General features: G+C 67.5%; 14 protein-coding genes and 1 pseudogene. 9 read left to right on the top strand and 6 right to left on the bottom strand.

Annotation, left to right across the window (positions count from 1 at the left end; translation table 11 throughout):
- Positions 1 to 6 precede the first annotated feature (6 nt).
- The 9 genes from QF040_RS22860 to QF040_RS22900 all read left to right on the top strand — a co-directional run bounded on the left by QF040_RS22860 (position 7) and on the right by QF040_RS22900 (position 12,110).
- Entirely contained in the window at positions 7 to 987 is a 981-nt protein-coding gene (locus QF040_RS22860) for an aldo/keto reductase (protein ID WP_429612948.1), read from the top strand.
- A 43-nt stretch (positions 988 to 1,030) separates the two neighbouring features.
- Entirely contained in the window at positions 1,031 to 1,891 is an 861-nt protein-coding gene (locus tag QF040_RS22865; RefSeq protein ID WP_429612949.1) for a class I fructose-bisphosphate aldolase, read from the top strand.
- Between the two features lie 229 nt (positions 1,892 to 2,120).
- On the top strand, positions 2,121 to 6,842 hold the full coding sequence (locus tag QF040_RS22870) for an RICIN domain-containing protein (RefSeq protein ID WP_429612950.1): 4,722 nt from the start codon (positions 2,121 to 2,123) through the stop codon (positions 6,840 to 6,842).
- A gap of 143 nt (positions 6,843 to 6,985) precedes the next feature.
- Entirely contained in the window at positions 6,986 to 7,225 is a 240-nt protein-coding gene (gene atpE, locus QF040_RS22875) for a F0F1 ATP synthase subunit C (protein ID WP_013538854.1), read from the top strand.
- Positions 7,226 to 7,418: 193 nt separating this feature from the next.
- The gene (locus QF040_RS22880; protein ID WP_429612951.1) at positions 7,419 to 8,624 is read left to right on the top strand and encodes an ABC transporter substrate-binding protein; all 1,206 of its coding nucleotides are present in this window, start codon (positions 7,419 to 7,421) and stop codon (positions 8,622 to 8,624) included.
- 129 nt (positions 8,625 to 8,753) lie between these two features.
- Positions 8,754 to 9,674, top strand: a complete 921-nt coding sequence (locus QF040_RS22885; protein WP_429612952.1) for a branched-chain amino acid ABC transporter permease — start codon at positions 8,754 to 8,756, stop codon at positions 9,672 to 9,674.
- Positions 9,671 to 10,633, top strand: coding sequence for a branched-chain amino acid ABC transporter permease (locus tag QF040_RS22890; RefSeq protein ID WP_429612953.1), 963 nt, complete (start codon positions 9,671 to 9,673; stop codon positions 10,631 to 10,633). The genes QF040_RS22885 and QF040_RS22890 overlap by 4 nt, the downstream gene beginning before the upstream one ends.
- The gene (locus QF040_RS22895) at positions 10,630 to 11,385 is read left to right on the top strand and encodes an ABC transporter ATP-binding protein (protein ID WP_429612954.1); all 756 of its coding nucleotides are present in this window, start codon (positions 10,630 to 10,632) and stop codon (positions 11,383 to 11,385) included. Before QF040_RS22890 ends, QF040_RS22895 begins: the two co-directional genes overlap by 4 nt.
- On the top strand, positions 11,382 to 12,110 hold the full coding sequence (locus QF040_RS22900; protein WP_306881081.1) for an ABC transporter ATP-binding protein: 729 nt from the start codon (positions 11,382 to 11,384) through the stop codon (positions 12,108 to 12,110). Before QF040_RS22895 ends, QF040_RS22900 begins: the two co-directional genes overlap by 4 nt.
- 10 nt (positions 12,111 to 12,120) lie before the next feature.
- Here QF040_RS22900 and QF040_RS22905 read toward each other — a convergent pair whose 3' ends face one another.
- From QF040_RS22905 to QF040_RS22930, 6 genes and pseudogenes are all read right to left on the bottom strand, one after another.
- The gene (locus QF040_RS22905; RefSeq protein WP_429612955.1) at positions 12,121 to 12,732 is read right to left on the bottom strand and encodes a methyltransferase domain-containing protein; all 612 of its coding nucleotides are present in this window, start codon (positions 12,730 to 12,732) and stop codon (positions 12,121 to 12,123) included.
- 109 nt (positions 12,733 to 12,841) lie between these two features.
- Positions 12,842 to 14,300 (bottom strand): annotated as a pseudogene (locus tag QF040_RS22910) (SulP family inorganic anion transporter).
- Between the two features lie 232 nt (positions 14,301 to 14,532).
- Complete coding sequence (locus QF040_RS22915) at positions 14,533 to 15,246, bottom strand: SDR family oxidoreductase (RefSeq protein ID WP_429612956.1); 714 nt, start codon at positions 15,244 to 15,246, stop codon at positions 14,533 to 14,535.
- Positions 15,247 to 15,553: 307 nt separating this feature from the next.
- Positions 15,554 to 16,165: a glutathione S-transferase gene (locus QF040_RS22920; RefSeq protein ID WP_306881077.1), complete on the bottom strand. Its 612-nt coding sequence runs from the start codon at positions 16,163 to 16,165 to the stop codon at positions 15,554 to 15,556.
- Between the two features lie 32 nt (positions 16,166 to 16,197).
- Entirely contained in the window at positions 16,198 to 17,076 is an 879-nt protein-coding gene (locus tag QF040_RS22925; protein ID WP_307644712.1) for an acyl-CoA thioesterase, read from the bottom strand.
- A gap of 93 nt (positions 17,077 to 17,169) precedes the next feature.
- Positions 17,170 to 17,787: a hypothetical protein gene (locus QF040_RS22930; RefSeq protein ID WP_429612957.1), complete on the bottom strand. Its 618-nt coding sequence runs from the start codon at positions 17,785 to 17,787 to the stop codon at positions 17,170 to 17,172.
- Between the last annotated feature and the right edge of the window lie 39 nt (positions 17,788 to 17,826).

Consider the following 17,826-nt stretch of genomic DNA (forward strand, 5'->3'; position numbering starts at 1 on the left):
AGCGAGATGAAGAAGACCACCCTGGGCCCGTCGGGCATCGAATGCTCGGCCATCGGCCTGGGCACCTGGGCCATGGGCGGCTGGATGTGGGGCGGCGGGGACAACGCGGCCGCCGTCATCGCCATCCAGGCCTCGCTCGATGCGGGCGTGAACCTGATCGACACCGCGCCGGCCTACGGCCTCGGCCGCTCCGAAAGCATCGTCGGCACCGCGCTCAAGGGACGCCGGCAAGAGGCCGTGATCGCCACCAAGTGCGGCCTCGTCTGGCACACACAACAAGGTACGCACTTCTTCGAAGAAGACGGCCACCCGGTGTACCGCTTCCTCGGGCGCGAGTCGATCTTCCATGAGTGCGAAGAGAGCCTGAAGCGCCTGCAGACCGACTACATCGACCTCTACATCACCCACTGGCAGGACAGCACCACGCCCGTGGCCGAGACCATGGACGCGCTGCTCGACCTGAAGAAGCAGGGAAAGATCCGCGCCATCGGCGTGAGCAACGTGAGCCCCGAAACGCTCGCCGAGTACCTGCGCTACGGTCCGGTCGATGCGGCACAGGAGCGCTACAGCCTGATCGACCGCGAGATCGAGGCCACGCTCGCGCCCTTGTGCAGCGAGCACAACGTCGCGGTGCTCGGCTACTCGTCGCTGGCGCTCGGCCTGCTTGCCGGCCCGATCGATCCCGAGCGCGAATTCAAGGGCGACGACCAGCGCGCGAGCAATCCGCGCTTCAGCGCAGCCAACCGCGCGACGCTCAAGGCCTTCTTCCAAGAGCTCGAGCCCATTCGCGCCAAGCTCGGCTGCTCGTTCGGCCAGATGATGATCGCGTGGACCGTTGCGCGCGGCACCGTGGCCGTTGCACTCTGCGGCGCGCGTGTGCGCCAGCAGGCCATCGAGAACGCCGGTGCCGGCGCGGTCGAACTGGGCGACGAAGCCCTGCGGCTGATCGACGCCGCGGCGAAGCGCCACCTCTCCGCTCTCGCCTGATACCTCCCTCTTCATTTCCGACCCCCACAAGGAGTTCTTTCCCATGTCGAAAGACAAGACAGCACGGCTCAACCGCCTGCTCACCAACGGCCGCTGCCTGGACATCGCCCTCGATCACGGCGTGTGCAACGAGCCCTCGTTCCTCGACGGCCTGGAGGACATGCCCCAGGTCATCGACAAGCTCGTGGCCGCCGCGCCCGATGCGCTGCAACTGAACTACGGCCAGTCCGACCTGCTGCAGGATCGCCCGGGCCGCGACAAGCCCGCGCTGGTGATGCGCATCGACATGGGCAACCCCTACAACGCCACGCTTCACCGCGTGATGTGGGCGCAGCTGCAGAACGAGCACGACCCGGTGCTGCCGGCCGTGCAGCGCGATGCGGCTTGCGTGGTCGTGAACCTCTTCATGCTGCCGAACGAGCCCGACCTGTTCCGCCAGTGCGTGCAGAACATCGCACGCGTGCGCGCCGACTGCGACCGCTACGGCATGCCGCTGATGATCGAGCCGCTGGTGATGCAGTCGCCCACGCCCGGCAGCCGCTACATGGTCGATGGCGATGCCGAAAAGATCGTGACGCTGGTGCGCCTCGCGCGCGAGATGGGCGCCGACATCGTCAAGGCCGACCCGACCAGCGACCCGAAGGATTTCCATCGCGTGGTGCAGGCCGCGCGTTGCCCCGTGCTCGTGCGCGGCGGCGGACGCGAAGACCTGCAGCAGGTGTTCGCGCGCTCGCGCACGCTGCTCGACCAGGGCGCGGTCGGCATGGTGTACGGGCGCAACGTCTACCAGCACGGCAATCCGTCGGCGGTGGTCAGCGCACTGATGGCCATGATCCATCGCGATGCCAGCGCCGAGGCGGCCTGGGACATCTACGAATCCGGCGGCGCGAAGCAAGGCAAGTAAAGCCGCTGCCAGAGGGAGCGAAAACCAGAACCGTTCGGGCTGAGCTTGTCGAAGCCTTGCGCCAGCGCTTCGACAAGCTCAGCGTGAACGGTTCCTGGAGGGTTTACGGCAGGCGATCACCCGTCGCCTGCCGGGGTGCGTGCTGCGCGCGCACTTTGCAAGTCGAGCCAGAGAAGAAGAAACGAGTCAGTGGGTCCCCCTGCGAACTTCTAACAACTTGGAGGCAACGATGAAGATCCGGTATTACGTGATGGCATTGATGGTGCCGTTCGTCACACTGCTGACGCACGCGGCAATCACCGGGGTCAGTCCGATGACGACCCTCAGCAACATGGCCACGGCGGTCTCCGCAGCCGTCGCCGACCCGCTCCCGCTGCAAGGGCCGGGCCTGGGCAACCTCACCTACACCTCGGAGGAACTGTTCAAGCCGGTGTCGATGATCACCAGCCCCAACCACCCGCTCGATCCGGCGCACAGCAGCGCCTACGAGTCGCGCGAGGTGCCCGCCACCTACGCGGGCCGCAAGGACTACGGCATGAATGCCGGGATCATGGTCAACGGCTACTTCCTCACCTCCTTCGCGCCGGACAGCGGCCTCGGCCCCGGCGGCTTTTTGCTGTACGACGTGTCGAACCCGCGCCAGATCCGGCTCGTCAAGAAGATCTACGAGCCCGATGAGGCCACAGGGGGTCGCACCAAGGAGTTCCGCGAAACGCACTCCTTCGGCACCGCGAAGATCGGCGGCAAGACGTATGTGGTGCTGCCCAGCATCAACGGCGTCGAGTTCTGGGACTTCACCGACGTCAACGACATCAAGCAGGTCAAGAAACTCGCGCTGCCCGGCGTGAACGCCGGCGACTACGAGAACGTGGCCTGGCAGCTCTGGTGGCAGGCGCCTTATCTGTACGTGGCGTCGGCGGGCCGGGGCATCTTCATCGTCGATGCGACGGACCCCGCGAACGCCGTGGTCGCGAACCGCGGCGCAGGCAAACCCAACCCCGTGCCTACGGGCGAACTCGGGGGCTTTCGCATCGGCCCGATCTTCACGATGGGCAACCACATGGTGCTGACCGCGATGGAAAGCAACGGCGGTTTTGCGAGCCTCGACATCTCCGACCCGCTCAACCCCAAGGTGCTCGATTCCATCGTGGGCACCACGCCGTTCTATTACGCGACCTGCTTCGACGGCCGGAACCTGCACGTCTCCACGCGCAACAGCGGCGCGAAGATGTACAGCTACGACCTCTCCGACCGCTCGCGCTTCGTGGCCGAGGACAACCGGCTGGTCATCGACGAGCAGCTCTATTGCGCCACGCAGGACAACTACGTCATTCAAGGCGCGCAGACGCGCATCCACAAGGTGGACGTGAGCAATCCGCTGAACCACGTGGAAGTGGGCCGCGGCAGCATCCTGCGCGAGGACGATCCGAACTTCTCGCATTCGGACAACGGCCAGGTCGCGATCTTCGGCAACCTCGTGTTCGTGGGCAACGACCACGGCTCGGGCAGCGGCTTCGTCGTGCACTCGGTGGATCCCGACATCACCAAGCCTGAAGTCAAGCAGGTCTCGCCCGCCAACGGCGCGAAGCAGCAGGCGCTGACCTCGCGCATCGGCCTGGGCATGACCGACAACATCCGCCCCGAGAGCGTGAATTCCAACACCTTCATCGTGCGCCCGGTGGGCGGCAACACGCTGGCGGGCACCTACAGCGTGCAGCTTGGCATCGTCAACTTCCATCCCGACCAGCCGCTGCAGCCGGGCACGAGCTATGAAGTGTTCCTGCCCGCCAACGGCCTGAAGGACTATGCGGGCAACGCGATCGGCGCGGACTACCGCTCGACCTTCAACACCGGCAACGCGACCGACATCAACCTGATGCACTACTGGACGCTGGCGGGCAACCTCTCGGACCAGATCGGCAACAACGGCGGCACGCCGGCCTCGGGCGACGCGTTCGAGAGCATCGGCATGAACTTCGCGAACCGCACCGCCGGGGTGCCGCTGAAGAATGACGGCGTGGCCACCGTGCTCGGCGGCACCGCATCGCTGAGCTTCTACATGAAGACCACGCAGGCGGGCGGCGCGAACTCATGGACCGCACCCGGCATCTTCGGGCGCGACCAGCCGAGCGGTGCGGACGATGTGTTCTGGGGCTGGCTCGACAGCAACGGGCGCATCAAGCTCTCGGTCGGCAACGACGGCGGCACCGCCTCCACCGCGGCGGTGAACGACGGCAACTGGCACCACGTGGTGCTGACGCGAGACGCGGCCTCCGGCGCGCAGGCGGTGTACGTCGACGGCGTGAAGACCACCTCCGCGGGCCTCACAGGCACCAAGGGCCTCGCGAACAAGTTCAGCGTGCTGGGCCAGATCCAGGGCAACACGGCGCTCTTCAAGGGCACGCTGGCCGAAGTGCGTGTCTACGGCCGCGTGCTGTCCGACACCGAGGTGAACACGCTGCGCGGGCAGGCCATCATCGGGGACCCCGGTATCGGCGGCGGGCCGAAGCTGGTCAACGGCCAGCTGGTGTTCAACCCCGGCACGCTGGGCAGCAGCGGCGCGCAGTTCCGCTGGAACTTCGGCGACGGCACGCAGACGGCCTACTCCAACCAGCCGAACTACACCTACACCTACACGCGCCCCGGCCATTTCACGGTGACGCTGACGGTGAAGGACGCCAACGGCCGCGAAACCTTCTACACCTACAACCTCACCGTGATCGTTCCGACCACGGCGCGGGCGCCCACGCACACCACCAACATCGCGGGCGATGCGAACTCGGTGTACTCGGTCAACCCCGACAGCGGCACGGTCGCCGCCATCGACGCGCAGACACTGGCCAAGCGCTGGGAAGTGCGCGTAGGCGACGAGGCGAAGACGCTGGCCGTCGGCCCCGACGGCCGCATCTGGGTCACGGTGCAGGGCGAAGACAAGCTGGTGGCGCTCAACGCGGCCGACGGCAGCGTCTCGGCCACCGTGCCGCTCGCCTACGGCAGCGGTCCCTACGGCGTGGCCTTCACGCCCGACGGCGCCAAGGGCCTGCTGACGCTGGAGAGCAAGTCGGTGCTGATGAGCTTCGACCCGAGCAACGGCAGCACCACCGGGGCGGTCGCGCTCGAAGGCAACCTGCGCGGCATCGCCGTGAGCGGCGATGCGCAAGTGGCCTACGTCACACGCTTCAAGTCGAAGATGACCGGCGGCCAGCTGCACAAGGTCAACCTGCAGAGCATGAGCGCGATGCCCACCATCGCGCTGCCGGTCGACACCACCACGGTCGACACCGAGAGCCGTGCGCGCGGCGTCGCCAACTACCTGAGCCAGGTGATCATTTCGCCGGACGGCACGCGGGCGGTGCTGCCTTCGAAGAAGGACAACATCGTGCGCGGCAAGTTCAGGGACGGCATCAACCTGTCGCATGACCAGACGGTGCGCTCCATCCTCTCGCAGGTCAACCTGCAGACGGCCGCGGAAGTGTTCGCCGAGCAGATCGACTTCGACGACCGGGCACCGGCACGCGCCGCGCTGTACTCGCCGCCGGGCGACTACCTCTTCGTCGCGCAGATGGAAGGCAACCGCGTGGCGATCGTCGATCCGTACAGCCGCTCGGTGCGGGGCGAGATCAACGCCAGCAGCGCGCCGCATGGCCTGTACCTGGACGCGGCGAGGAAGCGCCTGTTCGTCAACAACTTCCTCGCGCGCTCGGTGTCGGTGCACGACGTGGCCTCGGTGCTGGCGTCCGAGACGGCGGCGCCGGTCTTCCTGCAGAACGTCTCGACAGTGGCGCAGGAACCGATGGCGGCCGCTGCGCTGCGCGGCAAGCAGGTGTTCTACAACGCGTCGGACCGGCGCATGAGCAAGGACAACTACATCTCCTGCGCGAGCTGCCATGCGGATGCCGGCGACGACGGCATGGTGTGGGACTTCACCCAGCGCGGAGAGGGCCTGCGCCGCACCATCAGCCTGATGGGCCGACGGGGCCTCGGCCACGGCAAGCTGCACTGGACGGCCAACTTCGACGAGGTGCAGGACTTCGAGAACGACATCCGCAACGAGTTCGGCGGCACCGGCTTCCTCTCGAACGCGGACTTCACGGCCACGCAAGACCCGCTGGGCGCCCCCAAGGCCGGCAAGAACGCGCAGCTGGACGATCTCGCGGCTTACCTCACCTCGCTGAACAAGTACATGCGCAGCCCGGCGCGCAACGCCGACGGCAGCCTCAGCGTCGATGCGGCGCGGGGCCAGGCGCTGTTCGCCTCGGCGCAGTGCGTGACCTGTCACACCGGCGCCACCTTCCGCGACGGACAGCGGCACGACGTGGGCACCATCCAGCTCTCGTCGGGCAAGGGCATGAACCAGCCGCTGGCGGGCGTGGGCTTCGACACGCCGACGCTCGTGGGCACCTGGAACACCACGGCCTTCTTCCACAACGGACAGGCCGCGACGCTGCAGGACGTGCTCGCTGGCGGTCACGGCAACGCCAGCAGCCTGCCGCCTGCCGACGTGGTGGCGATTCGCGAGTACGTGCGGTCGCAGGACAGCGACCCGACGCCGACGATCACGCGCATCCGCTCGAACCTCAGCAACCTGTGCGTGAACATCAAGGGCGTGTCGACTGCCAGCGGTGCCACGGCGGTGCAGTGGCCGTGCGGCACTGCGAACAACGAGAAGTTCACGGTGACGAGCCTCACGGGCGGCTACGTGCAGTTCAAGGCCGAACACAGCGGCCTGTGCCTGGCGCAGAGCGGCACCGCGACGACGAACGCGGCGGTGGTGCAACTGGCCTGCTCGGCCGGCGACACGACGCAGTGGAGCCTGGTGGGCGGCACGATCAAGAACCGCGCCTCGGGTTCGTGCCTCGACGTTCCGAACGCCTCGACGGCGCAGGACACGGCGCTCATCACCTGGACCTGCAACGGCGGCACCAACCAGAGCTGGACGCAGTTGCCCTGACGGTTTGACGCTCCCCGAAAGCCGGCCGCCTCACCGCGGCCGGCTTTTTTTCGTCCCGCCCATGACCTCCCACGTCATGGACCGTGCGCACCCGTTGCGGGAAAGTACGTCCATCGATCAACCAACCACCAGGAGAAAACACCATGACCGGCTTCAACATCCTTCCCCTTGCAGTCGCCCTGCTGATCGGCATTGCAGCGCTCGGCTCGTGCCTGGGCATCGGGCTGGTCGGCCAGAAGTTCCTGGAGAGCACCGCGCGCCAGCCCGAGATGGTCGACGTGCTGCAGACCAAGTTCTTCCTGATCGCGGGCGTGACCGACGGCGCGTTCATCATCGCCACCGGCATCGGCCTCTGGTTTGCGACTGCCAACCCCTTCGGCTGAACACGGTTCAGGAGCCCCGGAAACGGGGCCTCCGCACCAGGAAGTGACACGTTTCACTGGCACCATTCGTGCTAGCACCGTTGACACTAAATCGTTTACGGCTAAAGTATTTAGCCATCAACGGTTCGATGTTGCCGGTGCTGCATGACGCGGTGCCGGTGCGTCGTTTCATCCTTCCTCCCTCGGAGAACCCATGAGCCACCTGTCCCCGAAGTCGCCCGCGCTGCCGCGCACCCTCGTCTCGTTGCTGCTCTGCGGCGCAGCCCTTGGCACCGCGGCGTCGGCCATGGCCGCCCCCGTGAAGGTGGGTTTGGCCCTCGACATCTCGGGGCCTTTCGCGGCATTGGGCGCCGAGGCGCGCGATGGTTTCGCACTCGGCATCAAGCAGCTGAACGGCAAGCTCGGCGGACAGGACGTCGAATTCGTGCAGGCCGACATGGCCGGCAGCCCCGACCAGGCCAAGCAGCTGGTCGACCGCATGATCCAGCGCGACAAGATCGACATCTTCAGCGGCCCCATCGGCTCCAACGTGGCGCTGGCCGTGGGCCCCACGCTCTTCAACGCCAAGGTGCCGTACCTCTCGGCCAATGCCGGCCCGAGCCAGTTCGCGGGTGCGCAGTGCAATGCGTTCTTCTTCGGCACCGCCTACCAGAACGACCAGTTCCACGAGGCCGCCGGCAAGTTCGCACAAGACCGCGGCTTCAAGAAGACCGTGCTCATCGCTCCCAACTACCCCGCCGGCAAGGATGCACTGGGCGGCTTCAAGCGCCAGTTCAAGGGCCAGGTGGCCGACGAGCTCTACACCAAGCTCGGCCAGATCGACTACGCCGCCGAACTCGCGCAACTTCGCGCGGCCAAGCCCGACTCGATCTACTTCTTCCTGCCCGGCGCGATGGGCATCAACTTCATCAAGCAGTTCGTGGGCGCGGGTCTGTCGAAGGACATCACGCTCGTGACCAGCGGCTTCTCGGCCGACGAGGACGTGATCGGCGCCGTGGGCGAGCCGATGCTTGGCCTCTTCAACACCTCGCACTGGGCGCACGACCTGGACAACCCCGCCAACAAGGCGTTCGTGGCCGCGTTCCGCAAGGAATACAACGGCCGCTACCCCTCCGTGTACGCGGCGCAGGCGTATGACGCGATCCTCGCGATGGACGCGGCCGTGAAGCAATCGGGCGGCAACGCGCAGAACCGCGAAGCCGTGGTCGCAGCGCTGAAGAAGGCCAACTACGCCTCGACGCGCGGCGCCTTCAAGTACGCGAACAACCACTACCCCATCGAGAACTTCTACCTGCGCGTGATCGGCAAGGATGCGCAGGGCAAGGTCACGAACAAGCTGATCAATACCGTGCTGACCAACTACGGCGACAGCTACGCCGACAAGTGCCCGCTGAAGTAAAGCTCGCCCCCAGGCTGCGCGGCACTTCGTGTCCGCTTCTCCTTCCCCTAGCGGGGCAACACCTGAGGCCCGGCAAAGCCGGCTCCTCGGTGTTTCTCGAATGAAACCACGGGCAACGCTCTTCATCCTATGAGTGGAATTCTTGTTCTCGAGCAGCTGCTCAACGGCCTGGGCTACGGCCTGATGCTGTTCCTGCTGGCCGCGGGCCTCACGCTGGTGTTCGGCATCATGGACGTGCTGAACCTCGCGCACGGCTCGCTGTTCATGTCGGGCGCGTACGTGGCGGCCGAGGCGCACACGCGCACCGGCTCGTTCACCGCCGCCATCGTGATCGCGGTGGCGGTCACCGTCGTGGTGGCGCTGCTGCTCGAAGTGCTGCTGATGCGCCGCCTCTACACACGCGACCACCTCGCGCAGGTGCTCGCCACCTTCGGCGTGATCCTGGTGGCCGACGACATCGTGACGATGGCCTGGGGCCCGTCGCCGGTGATGGCGCCCACGCCCGCCGCGCTCTCGGGTCCGGTCAACCTGATGGACGGCCTGCCCTACCCGGCCTACCGCCTCGTGATCCTCGTCGGCGGCCTGCTGGTGGCGCTCGCGCTCTACCTTCTGGTGAACCACACGCGCATCGGCATGCGGGTGCGCGCGGGCGCGTCCGACCGGCCGATGGCCGAGCTGATGGGCGTGCGCGTGGGACGCATCTTCAACGGCGTGTTCCTGCTCGGCGCGGCGCTCGCCGCACTGGCCGGCGCGCTGATGGGACCCATAGTCGCGGTGCAGGTCGGCATGGGCGAAGCCATCCTGATTCCAGCGCTCGTGGTGCTGGTGATCGGCGGCATCGGTTCGGTGCGCGGCGCTTTCGTGGCCGCCCTCCTGGTGGGCGTGGTCGACACCATCGGCCGCGCGTTCGTGCCGATGCTGCTGCGCGCCACGCTGCCGCCCGCCACTGCAGCCGACCTCGGTCCGCTCTTCGCCGAGGTCGCGATGTACGCGCTGATGGTGATTGTTCTGATCTTCCGGCCCTCGGGCCTCTTCTCGGCGCGCGCATGAAGCTCTCCTCACGCTCCATCGGCCTCGGGCTGGTCTTCGTGCTGCTCGCGGCGTTTCCGCTGGTCGCGCCGCTCTTCGGGCTCGACTTCTACATCGGCTTCGTGCGCCGCGTGCTCATCGTGGCGCTGGCCGCGGCGAGCCTCAACTTCATCCTCGGCTTCGGCGGCATGGTGGCGCTCGGGCATGCGGGCTTCATCGGCATGGGCGCGTACACGGTGGTGGCGCTCAGCGACGCAGGCGTGATGTCGGCCTGGGTGATGTGGCCGCTGGCCGCGCTGGTGGCCGGCGTCGTCGCCACGCTGATCGGCACGGTGGCGCTGCGCACGCGCGGCGTCTACTTCATCATGACCACGCTGGCCTTCGCGCAGATGCTGTACTTCGTGGTGGTGTCGCTGCGCCGATATGGCGGCGACGACGGCTACACGCTCATGAGCCGGCCGACGCTCTTGCCCGGGCTCGACCTGGGCAACGAATCGAACTTCTACTGGGTCGTGCTGGTCATCGTGGCGCTCGCGCTCTGGTGGCTGCACCGCGCGACGCAATCGCGCTTCGGCCATGCGCTCATGGGCATCCGCGACAACGAGACGCGCATGCGTGCGCTGGGCTACCCGGTGTTCCGGCTGCAGCTGGTGGCGTTCGCGATCGCCGGCGCCATCGCCGGGCTCGCGGGTGCGCTTCTTGCAGGCGGCAACGGCTTCGTCAGTCCCGCGACGATGCACTGGACGCAATCGGCCACGCTGCTCGTGATGGTCGTGATCGGCGGCCTCGGCCGAAGCTGGGGTGGGCCCGTGGGCGCCATCGTCTGGCTGCTGCTCGAAGAGTTCCTGAAGCAGCACACCGAGCACTGGCACATGCCGCTGGGCCTGCTTCTGATCGCCGTCGCGTTATGGGCACCCAAGGGACTGGCAGCACTCGCGCGCCGCCGTCGTGCGGCGCCACTCACCAAGGCAACACCATGAGCCTTTTCAGAATCGAAGGATTGGTCAAGCGCTTCGGCGGCCTGCTGGCGACCGACCATGTGAGCCTCACCGTCGAACGCGGCGAGGTGCATGCGCTGATCGGCCCCAACGGCGCGGGCAAGACCACGCTGGTGAATCTGATCACCGGCCTGCTCAAGGCCGACGCGGGCCGCATCCTGCTCGACGAGATCGACATCACCAAGCTGCGCGATCACCAGCGCGTGGCGGCCGGCATGTCGCGCTGCTTCCAGGTGACGCGCGTGTTCGCCAAGGAAACCGTGCTCGACAACCTGATGCTCGCGGCGCAGGCGCACGCGGGCAGCAGCCTGCGCTTCATGGCGCCGCGCGCGACCGAGCGCGACCTGGTGCAGCGCGCCATCGCGCTGGCCGACCGCGTGGGCCTCGGAGGCGAGCGCGACCGCATCGCGGGCACGCTGCCGCACGGTGCGCAGCGCGCGCTCGACGTGGCGCTCGCGCTCGCGGCCGAACCCAAGCTGCTGCTGCTCGACGAGCCGATGGCGGGCATGGGCCCGGACGAATCGGCGCGCATGGTGGACCTGATCGAGTCGCTGCGCGAATCGATGGCCATCCTCCTGATCGAGCACGACATGGACGCGGTGTTTCGCCTCGCCAACCGGCTCACCGTGCTGGTGCAGGGCCGCGTGCTGATGAGCGGCACGGCCGATGAAGTGCGCGGGCATCCCGATGTGCAAGCCGTGTACCTCGGCACCGAAGCGGAAGGACACGCATGAGCACCGCAACGACAACGAAGACTTTGCTCGAGGCGAAGTCCATCGAGGCCGGCTACGGCGCGAGCCAGGTGCTGTTCGGCATCGACCTCACGATCGGCGCGGGCGAAGTGCTCGCGCTGCTGGGCCGCAACGGCATGGGCAAGAGCACGCTGCTGAAGGTGCTGACCGGCACGCTCTCGCCGATGCGCGGCGACGTGCAGTTCGGCGGCGCGGCCATCGGCGGCCACAAGCCCGATGCGATCGCACGGCGCGGCGTGGCCATCGTGCCCGAGGGGCGCCATGTGTTCCCGAACCTCAGCGTCGACGAGCACCTGCGCGCCTTCGCGCGGCCACGCCCCGGCAGCGCGCCGCGCTGGACGGTCGAGGCGCTGTACGGCCTGTTTCCGCGCCTCGCGGAACGCAAGGCCAACGCAGGCAACCAGCTCTCGGGCGGCGAGCAGCAGATGCTCGCGATTGCGCGTGCGCTGTCGACGCATCCGCGCCTGTTGATCCTCGACGAAGCCACCGAAGGCCTCGCCCCGGTGATCCGCGAGGAAATCTGGCATTGCATCGCCACGCTCAAGTCCGAAGGCGAAGCGATCCTGGTGGTCGACAAGTACGTGCAGCGCCTGCTGCCGCTGGCCGACCGGCATGTGATCCTCGAACGCGGGCGCGTGGTGTGGCGGGGCGACTCGGCCGCGCTGGACGCCGACCGGTCGCTCTGGACGCGCTACCTGGGCGTGTAGCCGCGCGCGTTCAGGCCGGTGGACGGCACGCGAGGAAGCCGGCCCACCTCACGTCCTTGCGGCCGATCCACTGCGTGTCCCATTGCAGGCGCAGGCCCGCCGCTTCGAGCGCTTCGGCGAACCGGTCCTTCGCCCAGTACACGGTCTGGTAGTCGCCGTTCGTCTCGCCTTCGCCGATGCGCATGCCCGCGAGGAAAGCTCCGCCGGGCTCGAGCGCATCGAACACTTTGCTGAGAACGGGCGCAACCTGCTCACGATCGACATGGATCAGCACGGCCATCGCAAGGATCGCGCTGTAGGGCCCGCCCAACGCATCCGTGACGACGTTGAGCAGCTCGCCCTTCTTGCCGCGCTCGGCCTGCAGGTCGAGAAACGCCTGCGCCGCATCCGTGCGCCTGACGACCCCGCCCAGGGACTCGATGAAGTCCGCGTCCTGCCCCGATCCGGAACCGATCTCGAGCACGATGCCGCCGGCGGGCACGAGCTGCATCATCCGACGCAGCGCGTCCACGATCTCGGGCGGCCGGTGGCCCGCGACGATCGCGTTGTATTCGCGGGCGGAGTCTTCGTAGGACTGGATGGTGCGATCCATGTTCTTCAACACCGAGGCGGGAATTTCCACGGGAGCCTTTGCGGTCCATCGGACCTCCGACGGAAACCGGAAAGGCTAGGTCCAGGACAGCACCCGTTCACCGGGAAAACTACCTAGGACCCAAGCACTACACCCAGCGTTACTCGGGCGCGGCGTCGAGCTGCAGGATCAGGTCGCGGCTGGCCTGGTTGAGCCCGGTCAATTCCACCGTGCTGCCGTGCTTGCGCAGCCGCTCGACCACCTTCGTCAGCGCAGCCACGGCGGTGACGTCCCAGAAATGTGCGTTCGACACATCGATGTGCACGGGCGCGCCGTCGATCTCGCGCACATCGAAGGCATCCACCAGCATGTCGGCCGACGCGAAGAACACCTGGCCCGTGATGCGGTAGGTGCGCAGACCCCCTTCGCCCACCTCCGCATGCACGTGCAGCAGCCGCGCCACCTTGAAGGTGAAGAACACGCCGCTCAGCAGCACGCCCACGGCCACGCCCGCGGCCAGGTTGTCGGTGGCGACGGTGACCGCCACCGTCGCGAGCATCACCGCGCTCGACATGCGCGGATGGCGCACCAGCGTGCGCAGCGATCCCCAGTCGAAGGTCGATGCCGACACCATCACCATGATCGCGACCAGCGCCGCCACCGGCACCTGCGACACCCAGGGTTTGAGCAGCACCATGAGGATCAGCAGGAAGGCGCCCGCGAACAGCGTCGACAGCCGCCCGCGCCCGCCGTAGCGCACATTGCTCACCGTCTGGCCGATCATTCCGCAGCCCGCAATGCCGCCGAAGAAACTGGCCGCGACGTTCGCCACGCCCAGGCCGCTGCACTCGCGGTTCTTGGAGCTCGGCGTGTCGGTGAGCTCGTCCACCACGCTCGCGGTCATCATCGATTCGAGCAGGCCGACCATCGCGATGGCGAAGGCGGGCAGCGCGATGATGCGCAGCGTGTCGAGCGTGAACGGCACTGACGGGAATGCGAAACGCCGGCAGCGCATCGGGCAGGTGCCCGAGGTCCGCCACGGTCTTGAGCGGCAGGTCGAGCCAATGGCCGACCAGCGTCACCACCACGATGCACACCAGCGGCGAAGGCACGGCGCGTGTGATGCGCGGCAGCAGATAGATGACGGCGAGGCCGAGCCCCACCATCGCCCAGGTGGCCGTGTTGGCGCCGATGAAATGCGGCATCTGCGCCGCGAAGATCAGGATGGCGAGCGCGTTGACGAAGCCCGTGCGCACCGAGGTCGAGACGAAGCGCATCAGCACGCCCAGGCGCAGCAGGCCGAACACGATCTGCATCGCGCCCGCGAGCACGCCGGCGGCCAGCAGGTACTGCAGCCCGTGCGCATGCACCAGCGGCGCGGCCACGAGCGCGACCGAGCCCGCGGCGGCCGACACCATCGCCGGGCGCCCGCCGGTGAAGGCGATGACGATGCTGATCACGAACGATGCGAACAGCCCGACGGCCGGATCGACGCCCGCGACAAAAGAGAAAGCGATGACTTCAGGGATGAGCGCGAACGTGGCGACGGCACCGGCCATCAGTTCGCGCGGAATGCTCGGGCACCACTCGGTGCGCAGGCGGCTGTGGGAGGAGGACATGGAAAGAGGAAAGCGGCCCGCATGCGCTGGCGAGGCGATGCGGAACAGGGGCAGAGAAGAAAGGCAGGCGCTGCAGCCTCGGGTGTCGCCGTGGTCAGAGCCACAGCGCGTCACTGCGCAGTCGTCAAGGAGGCGTAGGCCGCGAGCAGCCGGACTGCCGGCGGCGAATGGGAAAGCGGGGCATCCTCGGACACATGGGGCGCGATTGTAGAGAGCGACCCAGCCTTCGCCTTCACACCGAGCGCGTGATGCCGCCGTCCACGCGCAGGTTCTGCCCGGTGATGTAGCCCGCGCCTTCCGAAGCGAGAAAACCGATGGTGGCAGCGATCTCGCTGCTCTTGCCGTAGCGCCCCATCGGGATGCGCTCGCGGAACACTTCCTTCTCGGGCAGGCTGTCGATGAAGCCGGGCAGCACGTTGTTCATGCGCACGTTGTGTGCGGCGTACTGGTCGGCGAAGAGCTTGGTGAAGGCCGCGAGGCCGGCGCGGAACACGCCGGAGGTCGGGAACACGGGATCGGGCTCGAACGCGGCGAAGGTCGAGATGTTGATGATCGCGCCGCCGCCCTGCTTCACCATCAGCGGCGCCACGAGGCGGCTCGGGCGCACGGCGCTCAGCAGGTAGACGTCCATGCCGCGGTGCCAGTCTTCGTCGGAGATTTCCAAAATCGGCGCGCGGGGGCCGTGGCCTGCGCTGTTGACCAGCACGTCGACGCGGCCCCATGTGTCCGTCACCTTGTCGACCAGCCGCTTGAGGTCGTCGTTCGACTGATTCGAGCCAGTCACGCCGATGCCGCCAAGCTCCTGCGCCAGCGCCTCGCCCTTGCCCGACGACGAGAGGATGGCAACGCGGAAGCCGTCGTCCGCGAGCTTGCGGGCGGCAGCGGCGCCCATGCCGCTGCCGCCGGCGGTGACGATGGCTACTTTCTTTGGTGCTTCAGAAGACATGCATTGGTCCTTGGTTTGAATTCATGCGAGGGGTGCATTTGGCCGAGTTTTCGGGGCGGGTGCACAGGCCACCGGGTACTCCCCTCCGCGAATGTCCCCCGGCTTCGCCTCGTCCTTGATTTCGCTGCGGGGAGCACCCGATGCCCTGCGCACTTGGGCACGCTGTTGGTGATCGGCGATCAACGACTGCTCTGAAAGCGCTCGCGCTGATGGTGGGCTCTGTTTCGCGAAATCAAGGAGGAGCCGAAGGCGGGGGACATTCGCGAAACAGAGTCCACCGTCGGCGCGAGTGCCGCCCTGAACGGACTCAGGCGACAGCCGGCAGCGTCGCCTGCATCGATGCCCGCTGATTGAACACCTCGAACCACTTGGCTGTGTTCGGCGCCTCGCCGCGCCAATCGACCGACGGAAACCGGAAGTCCATGTAGCCCAGCGTGCAACCGAAGGCGATGGTCCCGATATCGACGCGATCGCCAAAAGAAGGCGCCGCCGTTTCGAGCCATTCGAGACCGGTGCGCACCTTCGCGAGCTGGCCCTCGGTCCAGTCGTTCCAGCGCAGGGCTTCGGGGCGCAGCATGGTTTCGTAGCGCGCGAGCAGTGCGGCGGCGGTCATGCCGTCGGCGAGGGCCAGTTCGGTGAGACGAGCCCAGCGCTGCGTGCCATCGGCGGGAAACAGCGAACCCGAATGCGTGGCGTCGAGGTATTCGCAGATCACGCGGCTGTCGTACAGAACCTGCCCGTCGTCGCACAGGAAAGTCGGCACCTGGCCGAGCGGGTTCTTCGGGAGGATGGTCGCGTCGCGCTTCACCGGGCCGGCCGCGCTCGGCAGCTTCTCGATGCGGTCGGCAATGCCGAGTTCGTGCGCGACGACCATGCACTTGCGCACGAACGGCGAAGCGGGCGAGTGGAAGATCTTCATTCGGTGTGTCCTTGGGTTGCGGGTCTGTCTTCTCAGCGCACGATGCGCAGCATGCCCTCTTGCGCGGTCGAGGCCACGAGCCGGCCGTCGCGCGTGAACAGGCTGCCGCGGCACAGGCCCCGCGCACCGCTCGCACTGGGCGAGTCGAGCACGTAGAGCAGCCAGTCGTCCATGCGGAAATCGCGGTGGAACCACATCGCGTGGTCCAGGCTCGCGGGGCGCACCTGGCCGCTCATGAAGCTCAGGCCGTGCGGCAGCATCGCGGCGCGCAGGAGGCCATGGTCGGAGGCGTAGGCGAGCAGCGCGCGGTGCACGACCGGGTCGTCGGGCAGCGGCGCGATGGCGCGCATCCAGATCGCGCTTTCCGAGGGCCGCACGATGGGCGTGAGCAGGTCGTCGGCCTCGACGCGGCGGTACTCGATACCGTGCGGCTCCAGGCCCTTGATGCGCCAGCGCTCGGGCAGGCGGTCGCCGAGGGCAAGGCGCTGGTCGAGTTCGCTCACCAGGCCTTCGGGGCCTTCGACGGCAGGCATCGCGAGCTGGTGTTCGACGCCGTCGTCCACCGTCTGGAACGACGCCGACATCTCGAAGATGATCCGCTCCCCCTGGCGCGCCACCACGTGGCGGGTGGTGAAGCTGCGGCCGTCGCGCACGCGGTCGACGCTGTACTCGATGGGCGCATGCTCGCCCGGCAGCAGGAAGTAGGCGTGCATCGAATGCACGGGCCGGTCGGCGCCGACCGTGAGGCTTGCGGCTGCGAGCGACTGGCCGAGCACCTGGCCGCCGAAGACGGCCGGGGTGCCGATGTCTTCGCTCTGGGCTCGAAAGCGGTCGCCGCCGAGCGGTTCGAGCTGCATGAGGGCGACGAGTTCGTCGACGAGGCGGGCGGCGGTGGCGGGATCGGTGGTCATCGGCAAAGGGCGGTCCGTGCAGGAAAAAAGCAGCCCTCGACCATAGCAAAGGACGGGCCGGCGAGCTGTCGCGGCCCGGTCAGTGCGCTGCTGCTATTTGTAGAAGCAGATGTCCATGAAGCGCGCCCGGCAGCGGTAGTCGGTGCCGCCCTGCACGATGAACATGGGCACGCCGCCCACCAGCAGCTTGCCGCCGTCGGCATAGATCAGCGGCGAGGGGGCGGGTTGGGCCGCGGGGCCGGTGGCGGTTTCCTGCTCGACGTACCTGATGAGGAACGAACGGGAGAAGTCGAGCGTGTCGGCCGGCTTGAGCGGCGCGGCCGCGTAGCGCGTGCCGTAGACGGTGCCGAAGTAGCGCAGCGCCGGGCCGGTGCGGTCGCCGTATTTCATGTCGGTCTTGGCGAAACCGGTCTGGATGAGGAAGGTGCGGTCTTCTGGCGTCAGGTCGGCATCGAAGGCGACGAGCGTGTACGACCCTTCGAAGCTGTTGTTGCGCGCCACCTTGAGTTCGCCGTTGAGGCTGGGCGTGACCTTGGTGCGTCCGCTCCAGCGCAGCAGCGCGGCCACGGACGGGTCGCCGTCGAACACGTAGTGATATTTCTCGGCGGCAACGACGACCTTGCGGCCGTCCTTGGCGGCGAGGAAGCTCACCACTTCGTCCTTGCCGTGGACGGGTTCGCCTTCGGGGGTGCTGGCGCAGCCCCATTGCATGAGGCCGAGCGCGGCGCAGGAAAGGGCGAGGAGGAGACG

This window comes from Variovorax sp. W2I14 (genome assembly GCF_050435205.1).
GTDB classification, from domain to species: domain Bacteria; phylum Pseudomonadota; class Gammaproteobacteria; order Burkholderiales; family Burkholderiaceae_C; genus Variovorax; species Variovorax paradoxus_C.

Coding starts and splice junctions, on each gene's coding strand:
- QF040_RS22890 (WP_429612953.1), top strand. CDS start 9,671: ATGAAGCTCTCCTCACGCTCCATCGGCCTCGGGCTGGTCTTCGTGCTG.
- QF040_RS22915 (WP_429612956.1), bottom strand. CDS start 15,246: ATGTCTTCTGAAGCACCAAAGAAAGTAGCCATCGTCACCGCCGGCGGC.
- QF040_RS22880 (WP_429612951.1), top strand. CDS start 7,419: ATGAGCCACCTGTCCCCGAAGTCGCCCGCGCTGCCGCGCACCCTCGTC.
- QF040_RS22930 (WP_429612957.1), bottom strand. CDS start 17,787: ATGCAATGGGGCTGCGCCAGCACCCCCGAAGGCGAACCCGTCCACGGC.
- QF040_RS22870 (WP_429612950.1), top strand. CDS start 2,121: ATGAAGATCCGGTATTACGTGATGGCATTGATGGTGCCGTTCGTCACA.
- QF040_RS22925 (WP_307644712.1), bottom strand. CDS start 17,076: ATGACCACCGATCCCGCCACCGCCGCCCGCCTCGTCGACGAACTCGTC.
- QF040_RS22900 (WP_306881081.1), top strand. CDS start 11,382: ATGAGCACCGCAACGACAACGAAGACTTTGCTCGAGGCGAAGTCCATC.
- QF040_RS22895 (WP_429612954.1), top strand. CDS start 10,630: ATGAGCCTTTTCAGAATCGAAGGATTGGTCAAGCGCTTCGGCGGCCTG.
- atpE (WP_013538854.1), top strand. CDS start 6,986: ATGACCGGCTTCAACATCCTTCCCCTTGCAGTCGCCCTGCTGATCGGC.
- QF040_RS22860 (WP_429612948.1), top strand. CDS start 7: ATGAAGAAGACCACCCTGGGCCCGTCGGGCATCGAATGCTCGGCCATC.
- QF040_RS22885 (WP_429612952.1), top strand. CDS start 8,754: ATGAGTGGAATTCTTGTTCTCGAGCAGCTGCTCAACGGCCTGGGCTAC.
- QF040_RS22920 (WP_306881077.1), bottom strand. CDS start 16,165: ATGAAGATCTTCCACTCGCCCGCTTCGCCGTTCGTGCGCAAGTGCATG.
- QF040_RS22865 (WP_429612949.1), top strand. CDS start 1,031: ATGTCGAAAGACAAGACAGCACGGCTCAACCGCCTGCTCACCAACGGC.